The organism is Pseudomonas sp. GL-R-26 (genome assembly GCF_019947365.1).
Taxonomy (GTDB): Bacteria; Pseudomonadota; Gammaproteobacteria; order Pseudomonadales; family Pseudomonadaceae; genus Aquipseudomonas.
This window is the reverse complement of the sequence record NZ_JAGYGI010000002.1, coordinates 183,131-200,263: the sequence shown is the minus strand read 5'-3', so window position 1 is coordinate 200,263 and position 17,133 is coordinate 183,131. Positions and strand designations below refer to the sequence as shown.

Sequence of the window (17,133 nt, the reverse complement as noted above, 5' to 3'; positions counted from 1 at the left end):
AATTCCGGCGGATGTCGGTTTTGGGCCGCTTCGCAGCCCAGCGGGAGCAAGCTCCCTCGCCACAAAAGCATTCACACTTCTTGTTTCCAAAGCCGCACCAACTTGTTACCGAACGCCCCAGCGTGGCGCAAAACCACGCTCAAGTAACAAAACCTCCTCGCCACAAAAATCCCCCGTAAAACTTTTCATCTTCGCCAGAACCCTTGCTCCAGGCGCTCTCCAGCCGTTTCAGGATTTTTCTTGAATGCTCATCCAACAAGTTGGCCGCTTGATTGCATATGCTTGTATGTACAAGTAAAGACGTATGCGTATGAGTCACGAGGACTCAACCATCGTCCACTGATTCGCCGGTGTGCATTGATGCCCATTGGCTTGCTCGCCCACTGCCTGGGTTGGTTTGGATTGATTGCTGAGGAGTCTTTTTCGTGACTGACATTAAACCTACTAAGTTTCGTGACGTTGAAATCCGTGCCGCACGTGGTAACAAGCTGACCGCCAAGAGCTGGCTGACCGAAGCGCCGCTGCGCATGCTGATGAACAACCTCGACCCGGAAGTCGCCGAGAACCCTAAAGAACTGGTGGTTTACGGTGGTATCGGTCGCGCTGCACGTAACTGGGAATGCTACGACAAGATTGTCGAAAGCCTGACCAACCTGAACGACGACGAGACCCTGCTGGTGCAATCCGGCAAGCCGGTCGGCGTGTTCAAGACCCACAGCAACGCCCCGCGTGTACTGATCGCCAACTCCAACCTGGTTCCACACTGGGCGAGCTGGGAACACTTCAACGAACTGGACGCCAAAGGCCTGGCCATGTACGGCCAGATGACCGCCGGCAGCTGGATCTACATCGGCAGCCAGGGCATCGTCCAGGGCACCTACGAAACCTTCGTCGAAGCCGGTCGCCAGCACTACAACGATGACCTGAAAGGTCGTTGGGTCCTGACTGCAGGCCTCGGTGGCATGGGCGGCGCTCAGCCTCTGGCCGCGACCTTGGCCGGCGCTTGCTCGCTGAACATCGAATGCCAGCAGGTCAGCATCGATTTCCGTCTGAAAAGCCGCTACGTCGATGAGCAGGCTACCGACCTCGACGACGCTCTGGCCCGCATCGCCAAATACACCAAAGAAGGCAAGGCGATCTCCATCGCGCTGCTGGGTAACGCCGCTGAAATCCTGCCGGAACTGGTCAAACGTGGCGTGCGCCCGGACATGGTCACCGACCAGACCAGCGCCCACGACCCGCTCAACGGCTACCTGCCGGCCGGCTGGACCTGGGACCAGTACCGCGCTCGCGCCAAAACTGAACCTGCTGCTGTGATCAAGGCCGCCAAGCAATCGATGGCCGTGCACGTCAAAGCGATGCTCGACTTCCAGAAAATGGGCGTACCGACCTTCGACTACGGCAACAACATCCGTCAGATGGCGCAGGAAGAAGGCGTGGAAAACGCATTCGACTTCCCAGGCTTCGTACCGGCGTACATCCGTCCGCTGTTCTGCCGTGGCATCGGCCCGTTCCGCTGGGCTGCACTGTCGGGCAACGCTGAAGACATCTACAAGACCGACGCCAAGGTCAAGGAGCTGATCCCGGACGACGCCCACCTGCACAACTGGCTGGACATGGCCCGCGAACGTATCAGCTTCCAGGGTCTGCCGGCCCGTATCTGCTGGGTTGGCCTGGGCCTGCGCGCCAAGCTCGGTCTGGCGTTCAACGAAATGGTGCGCAGCGGCGAGTTGTCCGCACCAATCGTGATCGGCCGCGACCACCTGGACTCCGGTTCGGTATCGAGCCCGAACCGTGAAACCGAATCGATGCAGGACGGCTCCGACGCCGTGTCCGACTGGCCACTGCTCAACGCTCTGCTGAACACCGCGAGCGGCGCGACCTGGGTGTCCCTGCACCACGGCGGCGGCGTCGGCATGGGCTTCTCCCAGCACTCGGGCATGGTGATTGTCTGCGACGGCACTGACGAAGCGGCCGAGCGTATCGCTCGCGTGCTGCACAACGACCCGGCCACTGGCGTTATGCGTCACGCCGATGCCGGTTATCAGATCGCCATCGACTGCGCCAAGGAACAAGGGCTGAACCTGCCGATGATTACCGGCAAGTAATGCTTGCCCTGTGGGAGCGAGGTTGCTTGCTCCCACAGGGACCAAAACAAAAACAAACAATCCATAGAGGTTGAACCATGGCTGTCAGCAGCGAACGTGCAAGCAACAAACCGTTGATCGAGAAGCGCTCGATCGACTACATCCCGGAAGCGGAAAGACACGGTCGTCTGTTAAGCCAGTTCACCCTGTGGATGGGTGCCAACCTGCAAATCACTGCGATTGTCACCGGTGCTTTGGCAGTGGTGCTTGGCGGCGATGTGTTCTGGTCGTTGATCGGTCTGTTGATCGGCCAACTGCTCGGCGGTGGCGTGATGGCGCTGCATGCCGCGCAAGGCCCCAAGCTTGGCCTTCCGCAGATGATTTCCAGCCGGGTACAGTTCGGCGTGTACGGCGCGGCCATCCCGATCGTGCTGGTCTGCTTGATGTACCTGGGCTTCACCGCAACGGGAACCGTGTTATCCGGCCAGGCGCTGGGCCAGTTGTTTGGCGTCAGCGACACCGTCGGTATCCTCCTTTTCGCCAGTGTCATCGTGCTGGTCACGGTGCTCGGTTATCGGGTGATCCATTGGATCGGCCGTGTTGCCAGTGTCATTGGCGTGATTGCCTTTGTTTATCTGTTCAGCCGTCTGATGAGCCAGGTTGACGTTGGCGCACTGTTGCAAATCCGCCACTTCAGCTGGAGCAGTTTCTTGCTCGCGGTGTCGCTCGCGGCGTCCTGGCAGATCGCCTTCGGCCCTTATGTGGCTGACTATTCTCGCTACCTGCCGAGCAAGATTTCCTCGGTGAAAACTTTTTTTGCCGCAGGCGCAGGTTCGGTCATTGGTGCACAGGTGGCGATGGTCCTCGGCGTGTTCGCTGCCGCTTCGGCCAACGGGCAATACGCCGGCCACGAAGTGGCCTACATCGTTGGTCTGGGTGGTACCGGTGCCACCGCTGCGCTGCTGTACTTCAGCATCGCGTTCGGCAAGGTCACCATCTCCACGCTGAACTCCTACGGCAGCTTCATGTGCATCGCGACCATCATCAGCGGTTTCCGTGGTGACCTGAAGGTAACGCGCTTGCAGCGTCTGGTGTTCGTGCTGGTCATCGTCGGGGCTGCGACCCTGATGGCGTTGCTCGGTCAACACTCGTTCCTCGGTGCGTTCAAGTCCTTCATCCTGTTCCTGCTGGCGTTCTTTACGCCGTGGAGCGCGATCAACCTGGTGGACTACTACTGCATCACTCGCGAGCGCTATGACGTACCGGCGCTGGCCGATCCGAATGGTCGCTACGGTCGTTGGAACCTTCTCGGTATCAGCGTTTATGTGTTTGGTGTGCTGGTGCAACTGCCGTTCATCTCCACCAAGTTCTACACCGGTCCGCTGGTGGCGGCCCTGGGTGATGTGGATATTTCCTGGATCATCGGTCTGGTGCTTCCCGCAGCCCTGTATTACCTGTGTGCGAAAAAATGGCACGGCACAGTGCCTGATCGTTTGATCCTGCCGGTCGAGCAGGACGCGGTCACCGAACAAAAGCTGGATGTCGGTCGCGCTGCGGCGCAGGCCTGATTGGACGTGGACAGGGCTGGATGCCTCTTGACTGCCGTAAGCCAATTCATGATTAGGAGCGTCACAACAATGAAATCGAACAAGACCCTGCTGACCACATTGCTTTCCATGGGCCTGCTGGCCAGCGCTGGCGCCACTCAGGCGGCGAGTTGGTGCGAGTCGGGCAAACCGGTGAAATTCGCCGGTTTGAACTGGGAAAGCGCCATGCTGCTGACCGACGTGATGCAAGTCGTGTTGGAGAAAGGCTACGACTGCAAGACAGACAGCCTGCCGGGCAACTCCATCACCATGGAAAACGCCCTGAGCAGCAACGATATTCAAGTGTTTGCCGAAGAATGGGTCGGCCGTAGCGAAGTCTGGAACAAGGCCGAGAAGGCCGGCAAGGTCGTCGGTGTCGGCGCTCCTGTCGTGGGTGCAATCGAAGGCTGGTACGTGCCGCGCTACGTGATCGAAGGCGACGCCAAGCGCAAGCTGGAAGCCAAGGCTCCGGACCTGAAAAACATTGCTGACCTGGGCAAATACTCGGCGATCTTCAAGGATGCCGAAGAGCCGTCCAAGGGCCGTTTCTACAACTGCCCCGCCGGCTGGACCTGTGAGCTGGACAACAGCGAAATGCTGAAGAGCTACGGCCTGGAAAGCACCTACACCAACTTCCGCCCGGGCACCGGCCCGGCGCTGGATGCCGCCGTGCTGTCGAGCTACAAGCGTGGCGAGCCGATCCTGTTCTACTACTGGTCGCCAACGCCGCTGATGGGCCAGATCGACGCGGTGAAACTCGAAGAGAAACCAGGCGTGAACAAGACCGTGGATATCAAGGTCGGCCTGTCCAAGACTTTCCACGACGAAGCGCCTGAATTGGTGGCCGTGCTGGAAAAGGTCAACGTGCCAATCGACCTGCTGAACCAGAACCTGGGGCGCATGACCAAAGAGCGGATCGAATCACCAAAACTGGCCAAGATCTTCCTGAAGGAACATCCTGAAGTCTGGCACGCATGGGTGAGCGAAGACGCAGCCAAGAAAATCGACGCGGCCTTGTAGGTTGAGCTTCTCCGGCTGTCGGCAACGGCAGTCGGATGCTTGATCGCAACCCCTTGATTGAGAGTCTCTTATGTTTCCCGAAAGCTTTACCTTTTCCATCGCCGACTGGGTCAACGGTTGGGTCGATTCGCTGGTCACCAACTACGGCGACGTGTTCCGGCACATCTCCGACACCCTGTTGTGGGCCATCGTCAATCTCGAAGGCCTGCTGCGCGCCGCACCCTGGTGGCTGATGCTGGCAATCGTGGCCGGTGTGGCCTGGCACGCGACCCGCAAGGTCGTGACCACTGCCGTCATCGTTGGTTTGCTGTTCCTGGTGGGTGCGGTTGGCCTCTGGGACAAACTGATGCAGACCCTGGCGCTGATGATGGTGGCGACGATCATCTCGGTGTTGATCGGCATTCCGCTGGGCATTCTCTCGGCGCGCAGCAACCGCCTGCGTTCGATACTGATGCCATTGTTGGACATCATGCAGACCATGCCGAGCTTCGTGTACCTGATCCCGGTGCTGATGCTGTTTGGCCTGGGCAAGGTCCCGGCGATTTTCGCCACGGTGATCTACGCCGCGCCGCCGCTGATCCGTCTGACCGATCTGGGCATTCGCCAGGTCGACGGCGAAGTGATGGAAGCGATCAACGCCTTCGGTGCCAACCGCTGGCAGCAACTGTTCGGTGTGCAACTGCCACTGGCCCTGCCGAGCATCATGGCCGGGATCAACCAGACCACCATGATGGCCCTGTCGATGGTAGTGATTGCCTCGATGATCGGTGCCCGTGGCTTGGGTGAAGACGTGCTGGTGGGGATTCAGACCCTCAACGTCGGACGCGGCCTTGAAGCCGGTCTGGCGATCGTGATTCTGGCTGTGGTGATCGACCGCATTACACAGGCGTACGGTCGCGCACGGCATGAGGTGAGCAAATGAACAATGCAACCGTGAGCAAGATCGAAGTCAAAAACGTCTTCAAGATTTTCGGCAACCGTGCCAAGGACGCGCTGGCCATGGTCGGCCAGGGCAAGACCAAGGACCAGGTGCTGGCCGAAACCGGCTGCGTGGTCGGCGTGAACGACCTGTCCCTGAGCATCGGCAGCGGCGAGATCTTCGTGATCATGGGCCTGTCGGGCTCCGGCAAGTCGACCCTGGTCCGCCACTTCAACCGCCTGATCGACCCGACCAGCGGCGCGATCCTGGTAGACGGCGTGGACATCCTGCAATACGACATGGAAGCCCTGCGCGAATTTCGTCGGCGCAAGATCAGCATGGTGTTCCAGAGCTTCGGCCTGTTGCCGCACAAGAGCGTGCTGGACAACGTCGCCTACGGCCTGAAAATCCGTGGCGAAACCAAAGCCATGTGCGCCGAGCGTGCGCTGCACTGGATCAATACCGTGGGCCTCAAGGGCTACGAAAACAAATACCCGCACCAGCTCTCCGGCGGTATGCGTCAGCGTGTGGGCCTGGCCCGCGCCTTGGCGGCGGACACCGACATCATCTTGATGGACGAAGCGTTCAGCGCCCTCGACCCGCTGATCCGCGCGGAGATGCAGGACCAGTTGCTGGAGCTGCAAAAGACCCTGCACAAGACCATCGTCTTCATCACCCACGACCTCGACGAGGCCGTGCGCATCGGCAACCGCATCGCGATCCTCAAGGACGGCCGCCTGATCCAGGTCGGCACGCCGAGAGAGATCCTGCATTCGCCGGCGGATGAGTATGTCGACCGCTTTGTGCAGCGTCGGGCGGCGGTGGTTTAAGGCGTACCGCTTTTTGTGGCGAGGGGGCTTGCCCCCGTTCGAGTGCGCAGCGCTCGCACAATCAGTTAACCGGATAAATCTGACACACCAGAAAGCCAGAACAGGGCTGCTTCGCAGCCCAACGGGGGCAAGCCCCCTCGCCACAGGGTGTCATTGGTCAACAGAATTGGTATGAGGCTCCAGATGTCCCAGGCTGAAAAAATCGTTATCACCGAGGCGCAGGTCAGTTGGCAGGATGTTGTCGCCGTTGCTCGTCATGGCGCACAGCTTGAGCTGTCGGCGCCGATCTGGGCGCGCATCGAAAACGCGCAGGCCATCGTCCAGCGCATCGTCACCAGCGGCGAACGTGCCTACGGCATCAACACCGGCCTGGGCGCGCTGTGCAATGTCTCGCTGCAGGATGAGCAACTCAGCCAGTTGTCGCGCAATACCTTGCTCAGCCACGCCTGTGGCGTTGGCGCGCCACTGACCAACGAGCAGACCCGCTCGATCATGTGTGCCGCCGTCGTCAACTACAGCCATGGTAATTCCGGCCTGCACCGTCAGGTTGTCGAAGCACTGCTGGCGCTGCTCAACCGTGGCATCACCCCGCAAGTACCGTCCCAGGGTTCCGTGGGCTACCTGACCCACATGGCGCACATCGGCATTGCGCTGCTGGGTGTCGGCAATGTCAGCTATCGCGGCCAGGTCGTTTCCGCGCAGCAAGCGCTGGCCGAAGAAGGCCTGCAACCGGTCAAGCTTGGTGCCAAGGACGGTTTGTGCCTGGTCAACGGTACGCCGTGCATGACCGGCCTGAGCTGCCTGGCGATTGCCGATGCGACGCGCCTGCTGGAATGGGCTGACGTGATTGGTGCCATGAGCTTTGAAGCCCAGCGCGGGCAGATCGACGCCTTCGATGCCGAAATCATCGCGCTCAAGCCGCACCCGGGCATGCAGCAGGTCGGGATTAATCTGCGGGCCTTGCTCGACGGCAGTGAAGTGATTGCCAAGAGCAAAGGCATCCGTACCCAGGATGCTCTGAGCATTCGCTCGATCCCGCAGGTGCACGGCGCCGCTCGCGACCAATTGGTACACGCGACCAAACAGATCGAAACCGAACTCAACGGCACCACCGATAACCCGATGGTGCTGGGCACCGCGGACAATTATCGCGTGGTGTCCCAGGCCAACCCCCACGGCCAGTCCGTGGCAATGGCGGCGGACCTGCTGGCGATTGCCATGGCGGAAATCGGCTCCATTGCCGAGCGTCGCCTGGACCGTTTGATCAACCCGCACGTTAGCGGTCTGCCGGCTTTCCTGGTGGCCAACCCGGGGGTGAACTCCGGGATGATGATCGTGCAGTACGTCGCCGCTTCGCTGTGCGCGGAGAACCGTCAACTGGCACAACCGGCGGTGCTGGATAACTTCGTGACGTCGGGCCTGCAGGAAGATCACCTGAGCCTGGGCACCAACGCCGCGCTGAAGCTGCATCGCGCGCTGGAAAACTGCACGCAGATCCTCGCCATCGAGTATTTGCTGGCGGCCCAGGCGTTTGAATTTTTGAAAGAACAACGCTTCGGCGCAGGCACCGATGCTGCCTGGCGTCTGCTGCGCGAGCACGTTGCCCCCTACGACCAGGATCGCTGGTTGGCACCGGACATCGCCGCCGCTGCCGCGGTATTGAAAGACCCGATTTTGCTGCACAACGCTTTTCCAGACCTGAACTGATTTCAACAACACCAGCGTGCCAAGGCGCGTCTCCCCAAAAGGCAGACGCGACGGACAACGGACATCTCCGGAGCGTCTGGTGAGTTAACAACAACTCTCAAAAGGAGCACAAAATGACTGCGCTAAACCTGATTCCCGGCCAACTGACCCTCTCCCAACTGCGTGACGTCTATCAGCAGCCGGTGAAACTGACCCTCGACCACAGCGCCTCGGCCCAGATCGAAGCCAGCGTGGCCTGCGTGGAGCAGATCCTCGCCGAGAACCGCACCGCTTATGGCATCAACACCGGTTTCGGCCTGCTGGCCTCGACCCGCATCGCCAGCGAAGACCTGGAAAACCTGCAGCGCTCGCTGGTGCTGTCCCACGCCGCCGGTGTTGGCCAGCCGATCAGCGATGAGCTGGTGCGTCTGGTCATGGTGCTCAAGGTCAACAGCCTGAGCCGTGGTTTCTCGGGTATCCGTCGTGTGGTGATCGACGCGCTGATCGCCCTGATCAACGCCGAGGTTTACCCGCACATTCCGTTGAAAGGATCGGTCGGTGCTTCTGGTGACCTGGCGCCTCTGGCCCACATGTCGCTGGTACTGCTGGGCGAAGGCAAGGCTCGCTACAAAGGCGAGTGGATGGAAGCCACCGAAGCGCTGAAAGTCGCAGGTCTTGCCCCGCTGACCCTGGCCGCGAAAGAAGGCCTGGCGCTGCTCAACGGCACTCAGGTGTCCACCGCTTTTGCCCTGCGTGGCCTGTTCGAAGGTGAAGACCTGTTCGCCGGTGCCTTGGCACTGGGCGGCCTGACCGTTGAAGCGGTATTGGGCTCGCGTTCGCCGTTCGACGCGCGCATCCACGCTGCCCGTGGCCAGAAAGGCCAGATCGACGCCGCCGCCGCGTATCGCGATCTGCTGGGCGAGCGCAGCGAAGTCTCCGACTCCCACGAAAACTGCGAGAAGGTACAAGACCCGTACTCCCTGCGTTGCCAGCCACAAGTCATGGGCGCCTGCCTGACCCAGTTCCGTCAGGCGGCCGAAGTGCTGGCGATCGAAGCCAACGCCGTTTCCGACAACCCGTTGGTGTTCGCCGCTGAAGGTGACGTGATCTCCGGTGGCAACTTCCACGCCGAACCGGTGGCCATGGCCGCTGACAACATGGCATTGGCCATCGCTGAAATCGGTTCCCTGAGCGAGCGCCGTATCTCGCTGATGATGGACAAGCACATGTCGCAACTGCCGCCGTTCCTGGTGGCCAACGGTGGCGTGAACTCCGGCTTCATGATTGCCCAGGTGACTGCGGCGGCACTGGCCAGCGAGAACAAGGCGTTGTCCCATCCGCATTCGGTGGACAGCCTGCCGACTTCCGCCAACCAGGAAGACCACGTATCGATGGCGCCGGCGGCTGGCAAGCGTCTGTGGGAAATGGCCGAGAACACCCGTGGGATTCTCGCGGTGGAATGGCTGGCGGCGGTACAGGGCCTGGACCTGCGCAACGGCCTGAAAACCTCGCCGAAACTGGAAAAGGCTCGGGCCATCCTGCGTAACGACGTGCCGTTCTACGAGAAAGACCGCTTCTTTGCACCGGACATCAATGCGGCGTCTGAATTGTTGGCTTCGCGCTGCCTGAACGAGCTGGTGACAACGAAGTTGCTGCCTAGTCTGTAATGGCCCCTTCGCGAGCAAGCCCGCTCCCACATGGATCACGCTGATCCTGTAGGAGCTGGCTTGCCAGCGATTCGATTTTGCGTCGAATAACAATAATTAGGGACGAGAAATGGCACAGCCAGAAAAAGGTTTGAAACGCGGGCTATCTGCCCGACATATTCGCTTCATGGCGCTGGGGTCGGCGATCGGCACCGGGCTGTTTTACGGTTCTGCCTCGGCCATTCAAATGGCCGGGCCTGCGGTACTGCTCGCTTACCTGATCGGTGGCGCGGCAGTGTTCATGGTCATGCGCGCCCTCGGTGAGATGGCGGTGCACAACCCGGTGGCTGGCTCTTTCGGCCAGTACGCCAGCACCTACCTGGGGCCGATGGCGGGCTTCATCCTCGGTTGGACCTACGCATTCGAAATGGTCATCGTCGGCATGGCCGACGTCACTGCATTCGGTATCTACATGGGCTTCTGGTTCCCGGAGGTTTCCCGCTGGATCTGGGTGCTGGGTGTTGTTTCCATCGTCGGCGGCCTGAACCTGTGCAACGTCAAAGTCTTCGGTGAAATGGAGTTCTGGCTGTCGCTGCTCAAGGTTGCGGCCATCGTCGCGATGATCCTGGGTGGTTTCGGCATCATGCTCTTCGGCATCAGCTCGGCCCCCGGCCAAGCGACCGACATCAGCAACCTCTGGACCCAGGGCGGCTTCATGCCCAATGGCATGGGCGGTCTGATCGCTTCGTTCGCGGTTGTGATGTTTGCGTTTGGCGGTATTGAAATCATCGGCGTAACGGCAGGTGAGGCCAAAGACCCGCAACACGTGCTGCCCCGGGCGATCAATGCCGTACCGTTGCGTATCCTGCTGTTCTACGTACTGACGATGCTGGTGCTGATGTCGATTTTTCCATGGCAGCAGATCGGCAGCCAGGGCAGCCCGTTCGTGCAGATTTTCGACAAGCTGGGGATCAGCTCGGCGGCCACTATCCTTAATATCGTGGTGATCACGGCGGCGATTTCGGCGATCAACAGTGACATCTTCGGCGCTGGCCGCATGATGTTCGGTCTGGCCCAGCAAGGTCATGCACCCAAGGGCTTCGCCCGCCTGTCGCGCAATGGCGTGCCATGGATGACGGTGGTGGTAATGAGTGCCGCGCTGTTGCTGGGTGTGTTGCTGAACTACCTGATCCCGGAAAACGTGTTCCTGCTGATCGCTTCCATCGCGACCTTTGCCACGGTGTGGGTCTGGCTGATGATTCTGGTGACCCAAGTGGCCATGCGCCGGTCCATGAGCGCCGAGCAGGTGGCACAACTGAAATTCCCGGTACCGCTCTGGCCCTATGCGCCGGCGGCGGCGATTGCCTTCATGCTGTTCATTTTCGGCGTGCTGGGCTATTTCCCTGACACCCAGGCGGCGCTGATCGTCGGCGTTGTCTGGATCGTATTGCTGGTGCTGGCTTACCTGACGTGGGTGAAACCGGCGGCGGGCCAGGCAGCCCTGGTAACGCAGGATCCTACTTTTTCTCATCGATAACCTAATGGAGGCCACGGATGAAAACTCTCTGGCAACACTGTCACGTCGCAACCATGGCACAAGGCGTCTACTCGATCCTCGAGGACGCGGCCATCGTGACGTCAGGAGCGCACATTGAGTGGATCGGCCCGCGCGGTGAGTTGCCGGCGGGCGAGTACCCGGCCGTCAATGATTTGAACGGGGCCTGGGTCACACCGGGCCTGATCGACTGTCACACTCACACGGTGTTCGGCGGTAACCGCAGCGGTGAATTCGAACAGCGCCTGCAAGGCGTCAGCTACGCGGAAATCGCCGCCAGCGGTGGCGGCATCGCCAGCACCGTGCGCGCGACCCGCGCGGCCAGCGAAGATGAACTGTTCGTCAGTGCCGCCAAGCGCCTGAAAAGCCTGATGCGTGATGGCGTCACCAGCATCGAAATCAAGTCCGGCTACGGCCTGGACCTGGCCAACGAGCGCAAGATGCTGCGTGTGGCCCGTCGCCTCGGCGCGGAACTGCCAGTCAGCGTGCGCAGCACCTGCCTGGCGGCTCATGCCCTGCCGCCGGAGTACAAGGACCGCGCTGACGACTATATCGATCACATCTGCGCCGACATGCTCCCGGCCTTGGCTGCCGAAGGGCTGGTCGACGCGGTGGACGCGTTCTGCGAGTACCTGGCGTTCTCGCCTGCGCAGGTTGAGCGTGTATTCATCACCGCTCAGAAGCTGGGTTTGCCAGTGAAGTTGCACGCTGAGCAATTGTCGTCGCTGCACGGCTCAAGCCTGGCGGCGCGTTATCACGCGTTGTCCGCCGATCACCTGGAGTTCATGACCGAGGATGACGCCATCGCCATGGCCGAGTCCGGCACGGTTGCGGTGCTGTTGCCCGGCGCCTTTTACTTCCTGCGCGAAACCCAATTGCCACCGATGGAAGCCCTGCGCAAGCACGGCGTGAAAATCGCCATCGCCAGCGACCTCAATCCGGGCACCTCGCCGGCACTGTCGTTGCGCCTGATGCTGAACATGGCTTGCACCTGCTTCCGCATGACCCCGGAAGAAGCCCTGGCCGGCGCGACGATTCACGCCGCCACCGCATTGGGTATGGCCGACACCCATGGCTCGCTGGAAACCGGCAAGGTCGCGGATTTCGTCGCCTGGCAAATCGATCGTCCGGCCGACCTGTGTTACTGGCTGGGCGGCGACCTGGAAAAACGCGTCGTGCGCCACGGCGTCGAATCAAGTCTGTAGGAGATCTGTTGTGGATAAGGTTCTGAACTTCAAACAAGGCCGCGTACCGCTGCTGATCAGCATGCCCCACGCCGGCGTGCGCCTGACGCCTGCGGTCGAAGCCGGGTTGATCCCTGACGCGAAAAGCCTGCCGGACACCGACTGGCACATCCCGCAGCTGTACGACTTCGCTGCCGAACTGGGCGCCAGCACCCTGGCCGCCGAGTACTCGCGGTTCGTCATCGACCTGAACCGGCCGTCCGACGACAAACCGTTGTACGTGGGCGCGACCACTGGCCTGTACCCAGCCACGTTGTTCGACGGCGTGCCGTTGTTCCGCGAAGGGCTGGAGCCTTCTGCCGATGAGCGTGCGACTTATCTGGAGCAGATCTGGACGCCGTACCACAGCACCTTGCAACAGGAACTGGCGCGACTGAAGGCCGAGTTCGGCTATGCGCTGCTGTTCGATGCCCACTCGATCCGCTCGATCATCCCGCACCTGTTCGACGGCAAACTGCCGGACTTCAACCTCGGCACCTTCAACGGCGCCAGTTGCGATCCACAGCTTGCCACTCAATTGGAAGCGATCTGCGCGCTTCACGACAACTACACCCACGTGCTCAACGGGCGCTTCAAGGGCGGCCACATCACCCGCCATTACGGCAACCCGGCCGAGAACATTCACGCGGTGCAGCTGGAGTTGGGGCAGTGCACCTACATGGAAGAGTTCGAACCGTTCCGTTATCGCCCGGATCTGGCGGAGCCTACGCGGGTGGTGTTGAAGGAGTTGTTGCAAGGGTTGCTGGCCTGGGGGCAGCAGCACTACAAGGGCTGAAGATCAAAAGATCGTCCGAAGGCTGCGATCTTTTTTTGTCGCCACCGTGCAAAACACGGTCGCCACAGGTCGCTTTCACCGCTCGTCTGCTGCGTAATGTTCTCGCCACGGTGCACAAAGACACCGCCCCGACAATAATCCGCTGCCGCACGAGAATGCTCTCTATGACAAGCCCCAAAGGTCTGTTCACCCGCTGTCTCTCAATCTTCTGTGGCGCCGCTCTATTTAGCGCCGGCGCCATGGCCGCGGACGACTCCTCCTGCAAAACCGTGCGCATGGGCGTGGTGAACTGGACCGACGTGATCGCCACCAGCGGCATGGCCGATGTGTTGCTCAACGGTCTGGGCTACGAAAGTAAGCAAACCAGCGCCGTGCAGCAAATCATCTTCGCCGGCATCCGCGACAAACGCCTGGACATCTTCCTCGGCTACTGGAAACCGGCGATGGATAAAAACATCGCACCTTTCGTGGCTGCCAATCAGGTCAAGGTCATGGACAAGCCGAGCCTGGCCGATGCCCAAGCCACCCTCGCGGTCCCTGACTATGTTGCAGCGGCCGGCCTGAAAACCTTCTCTGACATCGCCAAATTCAAGGATCAGCTCGGCGGCAAGATCTACGGCATCGAGCCGGGCAGTGGCGCCAACACCACGATCAAGACCATGATCGAGACCAATCACTTTGGCCTCAAGGATTTCAAACTGATCGAGTCCGGTGAAGCCGGCATGCTTGCGGCCGTGCAGCGGGCAGTGAATCGCAAGGAGTTCGTGGTGTTCGTCGGCTGGACCCCGCACCCGATGAACATCAACATGAAGATCGACTATCTGACCGGCAGTGAGGACGTGTACGGCCCGAATGAAGGTGCCGCAACCGTCTCCAGCGTGACTGCCCCGGATTACGCCGAGCGCTGCCCGAACGTCAATCGGCTGTTGGAAAACCTGACGTTCACCGCCGCCCAGGAAAGCCAGTTGATGGTGCCGATCATGGAGCGCCAAACGGCTCAGGATGTCGCGAAAAAATGGCTGCGTGATCATCCCGAAGACTTGCAGCGCTGGCTGGCGGGTGTCAGCAGTTTCGATGGCAAGGATGGTGTGGCGACGGTTCAGGCCAGCCTGAAGAATTGACCCCAAGGTCTTTGTGAACAAAAGGCTTTTGTGGCGAGGGAGCTTGCTCCCGTCCGAGTGCGCAGCACTCGCAAGTTTAGCGCCTCGGTGAGTCAGTTAAACAGCGAGTCGTGCAATATGGGGCTGCTTCGCAGCCCAACGGGAGCAAGCTCCCTCGCCACAGGGATCATTTCAATCCAAACCCTCTGAATCAACGGGCACCAGGCTCATGGCTCCTTACCCGCTTTCCAAACAGATGACGGCATTCGTCGACAAAACCCTGAGTTTCAACAGCGCCGACAGCAGAATCACCGGATTGCGCCAGGCCTACAGCGAGATGTGCCGGGCGTTTACCCCTGCACGCCCCGCCGGGTTGCATGTGGTCGATTTCGAGTTGGACGGTGTTGCGGTTCGTTCCTATCAGCCACCGGCCAGCGGTGCGTCGTGCATCGTTTATCTGCATGGCGGCGGCTGGGTGGTGGGGGACCTCGATTCCCACGATTTCATCTGCGCCGAATGGGCATCGACTCTCGGTGTACGGGTGGTCGCCGTCGATTACCGCCGGGCACCGGAGCATCCGTTTCCCGCCGCGTTCAATGATTGCCTGAAGGTCTGGCGAGCACTGCGCACCGGGCCGAATAAGCTCGACCCGGAGCGTACGCTGGTGGCTGGCGACAGTGCCGGTGGCAACCTCGCGGCGGCGTTGTGCCTGGCGCTGCGCGATGCCGGCGAGCCGGTGCCGTGCGCGCAGGTGCTGATTTATCCGGGGTTGGGCGGCGATCACCGCCTGCCGTCGCGCAGTGAGTGCATCGACGCGCCATTACTCAGCAGCAGTGACGTCGATTGCTATCACGCGCTTTACCTGCAAGGCACCCACCATCCGAACGCCTACGCCATGCCATTGCTCGCCACGGATTTCAGCGGACTGCCACCGGCATTGATCGCCGTGGCGCAATTCGACCCGTTGCGTGATGACGGCGTGCTGTATGCCGAGCGACTGAATGCCGCGGGCGTGGTTGCCACTCTGTATGTCGGCGAAGGTTTGGTCCATGGCTGTTTACGGGCTCGCGGGCAGGTGGCCGAGGTCGATGCGCTGTACGAAACCTTGTCTGGTTATCTTGCGGAAAAACTCTGACTTCGCGCGGGCATGCTCATTGACGTAATTCGGGTTTATGATGCCCAACGGCAGAATAATAGAAGTCCCCCCAGGGATGACCTCGACCCCTTACGGAGCGCGCAATGCAGACTTTGTACCCGCAGATCAAACCCCACGCCCGGCACGATCTGGCCGTCGACGAAACCCACACCCTGTACGTCGACGAAAGCGGTTCACCGGAAGGTTTGCCGGTGGTGTTCATCCACGGCGGCCCCGGTGCCGGATGCGATGCCCAGAGTCGTTGTTTTTTTGATCCCAACCTCTATCGCATTGTCACTTTCGATCAGCGCGGTTGCGGTCGCTCCACTCCCCACGCCAGCCTGGAAAACAACACCACCTGGGACCTGGTCGCCGACCTCGAGCGGATCCGCCAGCACCTGGGCATCGACAAATGGGTGCTGTTTGGCGGCTCCTGGGGTTCGACCCTGGCGCTGGCCTACGCACAAACCCATCCTGAGCGTGTGCACGGCCTGATCCTGCGCGGGATCTTTCTCTGCCGTCCGCAGGAAATCGAATGGTTCTACCAGGCTGGCGCCAGCCGCCTGTTCCCCGATTACTGGCAGGACTACATCGCGCCGATCCCGCTGGACGAGCGCGACGACTTGCTCACCGCGTTCCACAAGCGCCTGGTCGGCAACGACCAGATTGCCCAGATGCACGCGGCCAAGGCCTGGTCGACCTGGGAGGGCCGCACCGCGACCCTGCGTCCCAACCCGTTGGTAGTCGATCGCTTCTCCGAACCACAACGTGCATTGTCGATTGCCCGCATCGAATGCCACTACTTCACCAACAACGCGTTCCTGGAGCAGAACCAGTTGATCCGCAACATGGGCAAGATCGCCCATTTGCCCGGCGTGATCATTCATGGGCGCTATGACGTGATCTGCCCGCTGGATAACGCCTGGGAATTGCATCAAGCCTGGCCGAACAGCGAGCTGCAGGTCATCCGCGATGCCGGTCATGCCGCTTCCGAGCCTGGCATCACCGACGCGCTGGTACGCGCCGCCGATCAGATGGCCCGGCGTCTGCTCGACCTGCCGCCTGAAGAAGCATGAAGGGCCTGCTGCAGCGGGTGCGCGGCGCGCGGGTCGAGGTCGCGGGCGAGATCGTGGGTGCCGTCGATCAGGGATTGCTGGTCCTGGTAGCCGTCGAGCCCGACGATACGCGGGCTAGCGCCGACAAACTTCTTAATAAGCTGCTTAACTATCGAGTATTCAGCGATGCTGAGGGCAAGATGAATCTGTCCTTGGCGGATGTGGGCGGAGGGCTGCTGCTGGTCTCTCAGTTCACCCTGGCTGCCGATACCAAAAGCGGGCTGCGTCCGGGTTTCTCGACCGCGGCCCCTCCGGCGCTGGGCGAGGAACTGTTCGACTATCTATTAAGCAAAGCGAAACAGGTGCATGGCACTGTGGCATCAGGTAGATTCGGCGCGGATATGCAGGTACACCTGGTCAATGATGGCCCGGTAACCTTCCTGTTACAGACCTGAAAGCGTTTGAAACAAGTTTTTACGTTCATTTCGACTGAAA

At 60.7% G+C, this 17,133-nt stretch carries 14 protein-coding genes; all 14 read left to right on the top strand.

Annotated features, from left to right (window positions below):
• Positions 1-425 precede the first annotated feature (425 nt).
• Positions 426-2,108, top strand: a complete 1,683-nt coding sequence (hutU, locus tag KGA96_RS04110) for a urocanate hydratase (protein WP_223446450.1) — start codon at positions 426-428, stop codon at positions 2,106-2,108.
• Between the two features lie 77 nt (positions 2,109-2,185).
• Complete coding sequence (locus KGA96_RS04105) at positions 2,186-3,655, top strand: purine-cytosine permease family protein (RefSeq protein ID WP_046039588.1); 1,470 nt, start codon at positions 2,186-2,188, stop codon at positions 3,653-3,655.
• A gap of 69 nt (positions 3,656-3,724) precedes the next feature.
• Positions 3,725-4,693, top strand: a complete 969-nt coding sequence (locus KGA96_RS04100; protein WP_046039590.1) for an ABC transporter substrate-binding protein — start codon at positions 3,725-3,727, stop codon at positions 4,691-4,693.
• 70 nt (positions 4,694-4,763) lie between these two features.
• Entirely contained in the window at positions 4,764-5,615 is an 852-nt protein-coding gene (locus KGA96_RS04095) for an ABC transporter permease (RefSeq protein ID WP_046039591.1), read from the top strand.
• Entirely contained in the window at positions 5,612-6,442 is an 831-nt protein-coding gene (locus KGA96_RS04090; RefSeq protein WP_052960551.1) for a glycine betaine/L-proline ABC transporter ATP-binding protein, read from the top strand. The genes KGA96_RS04095 and KGA96_RS04090 overlap by 4 nt, the downstream gene beginning before the upstream one ends.
• Before the next feature lie 183 nt (positions 6,443-6,625).
• On the top strand, positions 6,626-8,149 hold the full coding sequence (gene hutH / locus KGA96_RS04085; RefSeq protein WP_223511708.1) for a histidine ammonia-lyase: 1,524 nt from the start codon (positions 6,626-6,628) through the stop codon (positions 8,147-8,149).
• A 113-nt stretch (positions 8,150-8,262) separates the two neighbouring features.
• A complete protein-coding gene (gene hutH, locus KGA96_RS04080; RefSeq protein ID WP_046039596.1) occupies positions 8,263-9,795 on the top strand; it encodes a histidine ammonia-lyase in 1,533 nt (510 codons plus the stop codon).
• A gap of 109 nt (positions 9,796-9,904) precedes the next feature.
• Complete coding sequence (locus KGA96_RS04075) at positions 9,905-11,311, top strand: amino acid permease (RefSeq protein ID WP_046039597.1); 1,407 nt, start codon at positions 9,905-9,907, stop codon at positions 11,309-11,311.
• Positions 11,312-11,328: 17 nt separating this feature from the next.
• Complete coding sequence (hutI, locus tag KGA96_RS04070) at positions 11,329-12,534, top strand: imidazolonepropionase (RefSeq protein ID WP_046039598.1); 1,206 nt, start codon at positions 11,329-11,331, stop codon at positions 12,532-12,534.
• A gap of 10 nt (positions 12,535-12,544) precedes the next feature.
• Positions 12,545-13,348 (top strand): N-formylglutamate deformylase, encoded by an 804-nt coding sequence (hutG, locus tag KGA96_RS04065; protein ID WP_223465774.1) that lies wholly within the window; start codon positions 12,545-12,547, stop codon positions 13,346-13,348.
• A 164-nt stretch (positions 13,349-13,512) separates the two neighbouring features.
• The gene (locus KGA96_RS04060) at positions 13,513-14,469 is read left to right on the top strand and encodes a choline ABC transporter substrate-binding protein (RefSeq protein WP_046039600.1); all 957 of its coding nucleotides are present in this window, start codon (positions 13,513-13,515) and stop codon (positions 14,467-14,469) included.
• Between the two features lie 208 nt (positions 14,470-14,677).
• Entirely contained in the window at positions 14,678-15,583 is a 906-nt protein-coding gene (locus KGA96_RS04055) for an alpha/beta hydrolase (protein ID WP_046039601.1), read from the top strand.
• Positions 15,584-15,687: 104 nt separating this feature from the next.
• Positions 15,688-16,659 (top strand): prolyl aminopeptidase, encoded by a 972-nt coding sequence (pip, locus tag KGA96_RS04050; protein ID WP_046039602.1) that lies wholly within the window; start codon positions 15,688-15,690, stop codon positions 16,657-16,659.
• Positions 16,656-17,093 carry a D-aminoacyl-tRNA deacylase gene (gene dtd, locus KGA96_RS04045; protein WP_008047807.1) on the top strand — a complete coding sequence of 146 codons (438 nt, stop codon included), beginning with the start codon at positions 16,656-16,658 and terminating at the stop codon, positions 17,091-17,093. Before pip ends, dtd begins: the two co-directional genes overlap by 4 nt.
• Positions 17,094-17,133 lie beyond the last annotated feature (40 nt).

Excerpts from the sequence above, each read along its gene's own strand:
- KGA96_RS04105 (WP_046039588.1), top strand. The coding sequence starts at position 2,186 with ATGGCTGTCAGCAGCGAACGTGCAAGCAACAAACCGTTGATCGAGAAG.
- KGA96_RS04100 (WP_046039590.1), top strand. The coding sequence starts at position 3,725 with ATGAAATCGAACAAGACCCTGCTGACCACATTGCTTTCCATGGGCCTG.
- KGA96_RS04095 (WP_046039591.1), top strand. The coding sequence starts at position 4,764 with ATGTTTCCCGAAAGCTTTACCTTTTCCATCGCCGACTGGGTCAACGGT.
- KGA96_RS04090 (WP_052960551.1), top strand. The coding sequence starts at position 5,612 with ATGAACAATGCAACCGTGAGCAAGATCGAAGTCAAAAACGTCTTCAAG.
- hutH (WP_223511708.1), top strand. The coding sequence starts at position 6,626 with ATGTCCCAGGCTGAAAAAATCGTTATCACCGAGGCGCAGGTCAGTTGG.
- hutH (WP_046039596.1), top strand. The coding sequence starts at position 8,263 with ATGACTGCGCTAAACCTGATTCCCGGCCAACTGACCCTCTCCCAACTG.
- KGA96_RS04075 (WP_046039597.1), top strand. The coding sequence starts at position 9,905 with ATGGCACAGCCAGAAAAAGGTTTGAAACGCGGGCTATCTGCCCGACAT.
- hutI (WP_046039598.1), top strand. The coding sequence starts at position 11,329 with ATGAAAACTCTCTGGCAACACTGTCACGTCGCAACCATGGCACAAGGC.
- KGA96_RS04060 (WP_046039600.1), top strand. The coding sequence starts at position 13,513 with ATGACAAGCCCCAAAGGTCTGTTCACCCGCTGTCTCTCAATCTTCTGT.
- KGA96_RS04055 (WP_046039601.1), top strand. The coding sequence starts at position 14,678 with ATGGCTCCTTACCCGCTTTCCAAACAGATGACGGCATTCGTCGACAAA.
- pip (WP_046039602.1), top strand. The coding sequence starts at position 15,688 with ATGCAGACTTTGTACCCGCAGATCAAACCCCACGCCCGGCACGATCTG.
- dtd (WP_008047807.1), top strand. The coding sequence starts at position 16,656 with ATGAAGGGCCTGCTGCAGCGGGTGCGCGGCGCGCGGGTCGAGGTCGCG.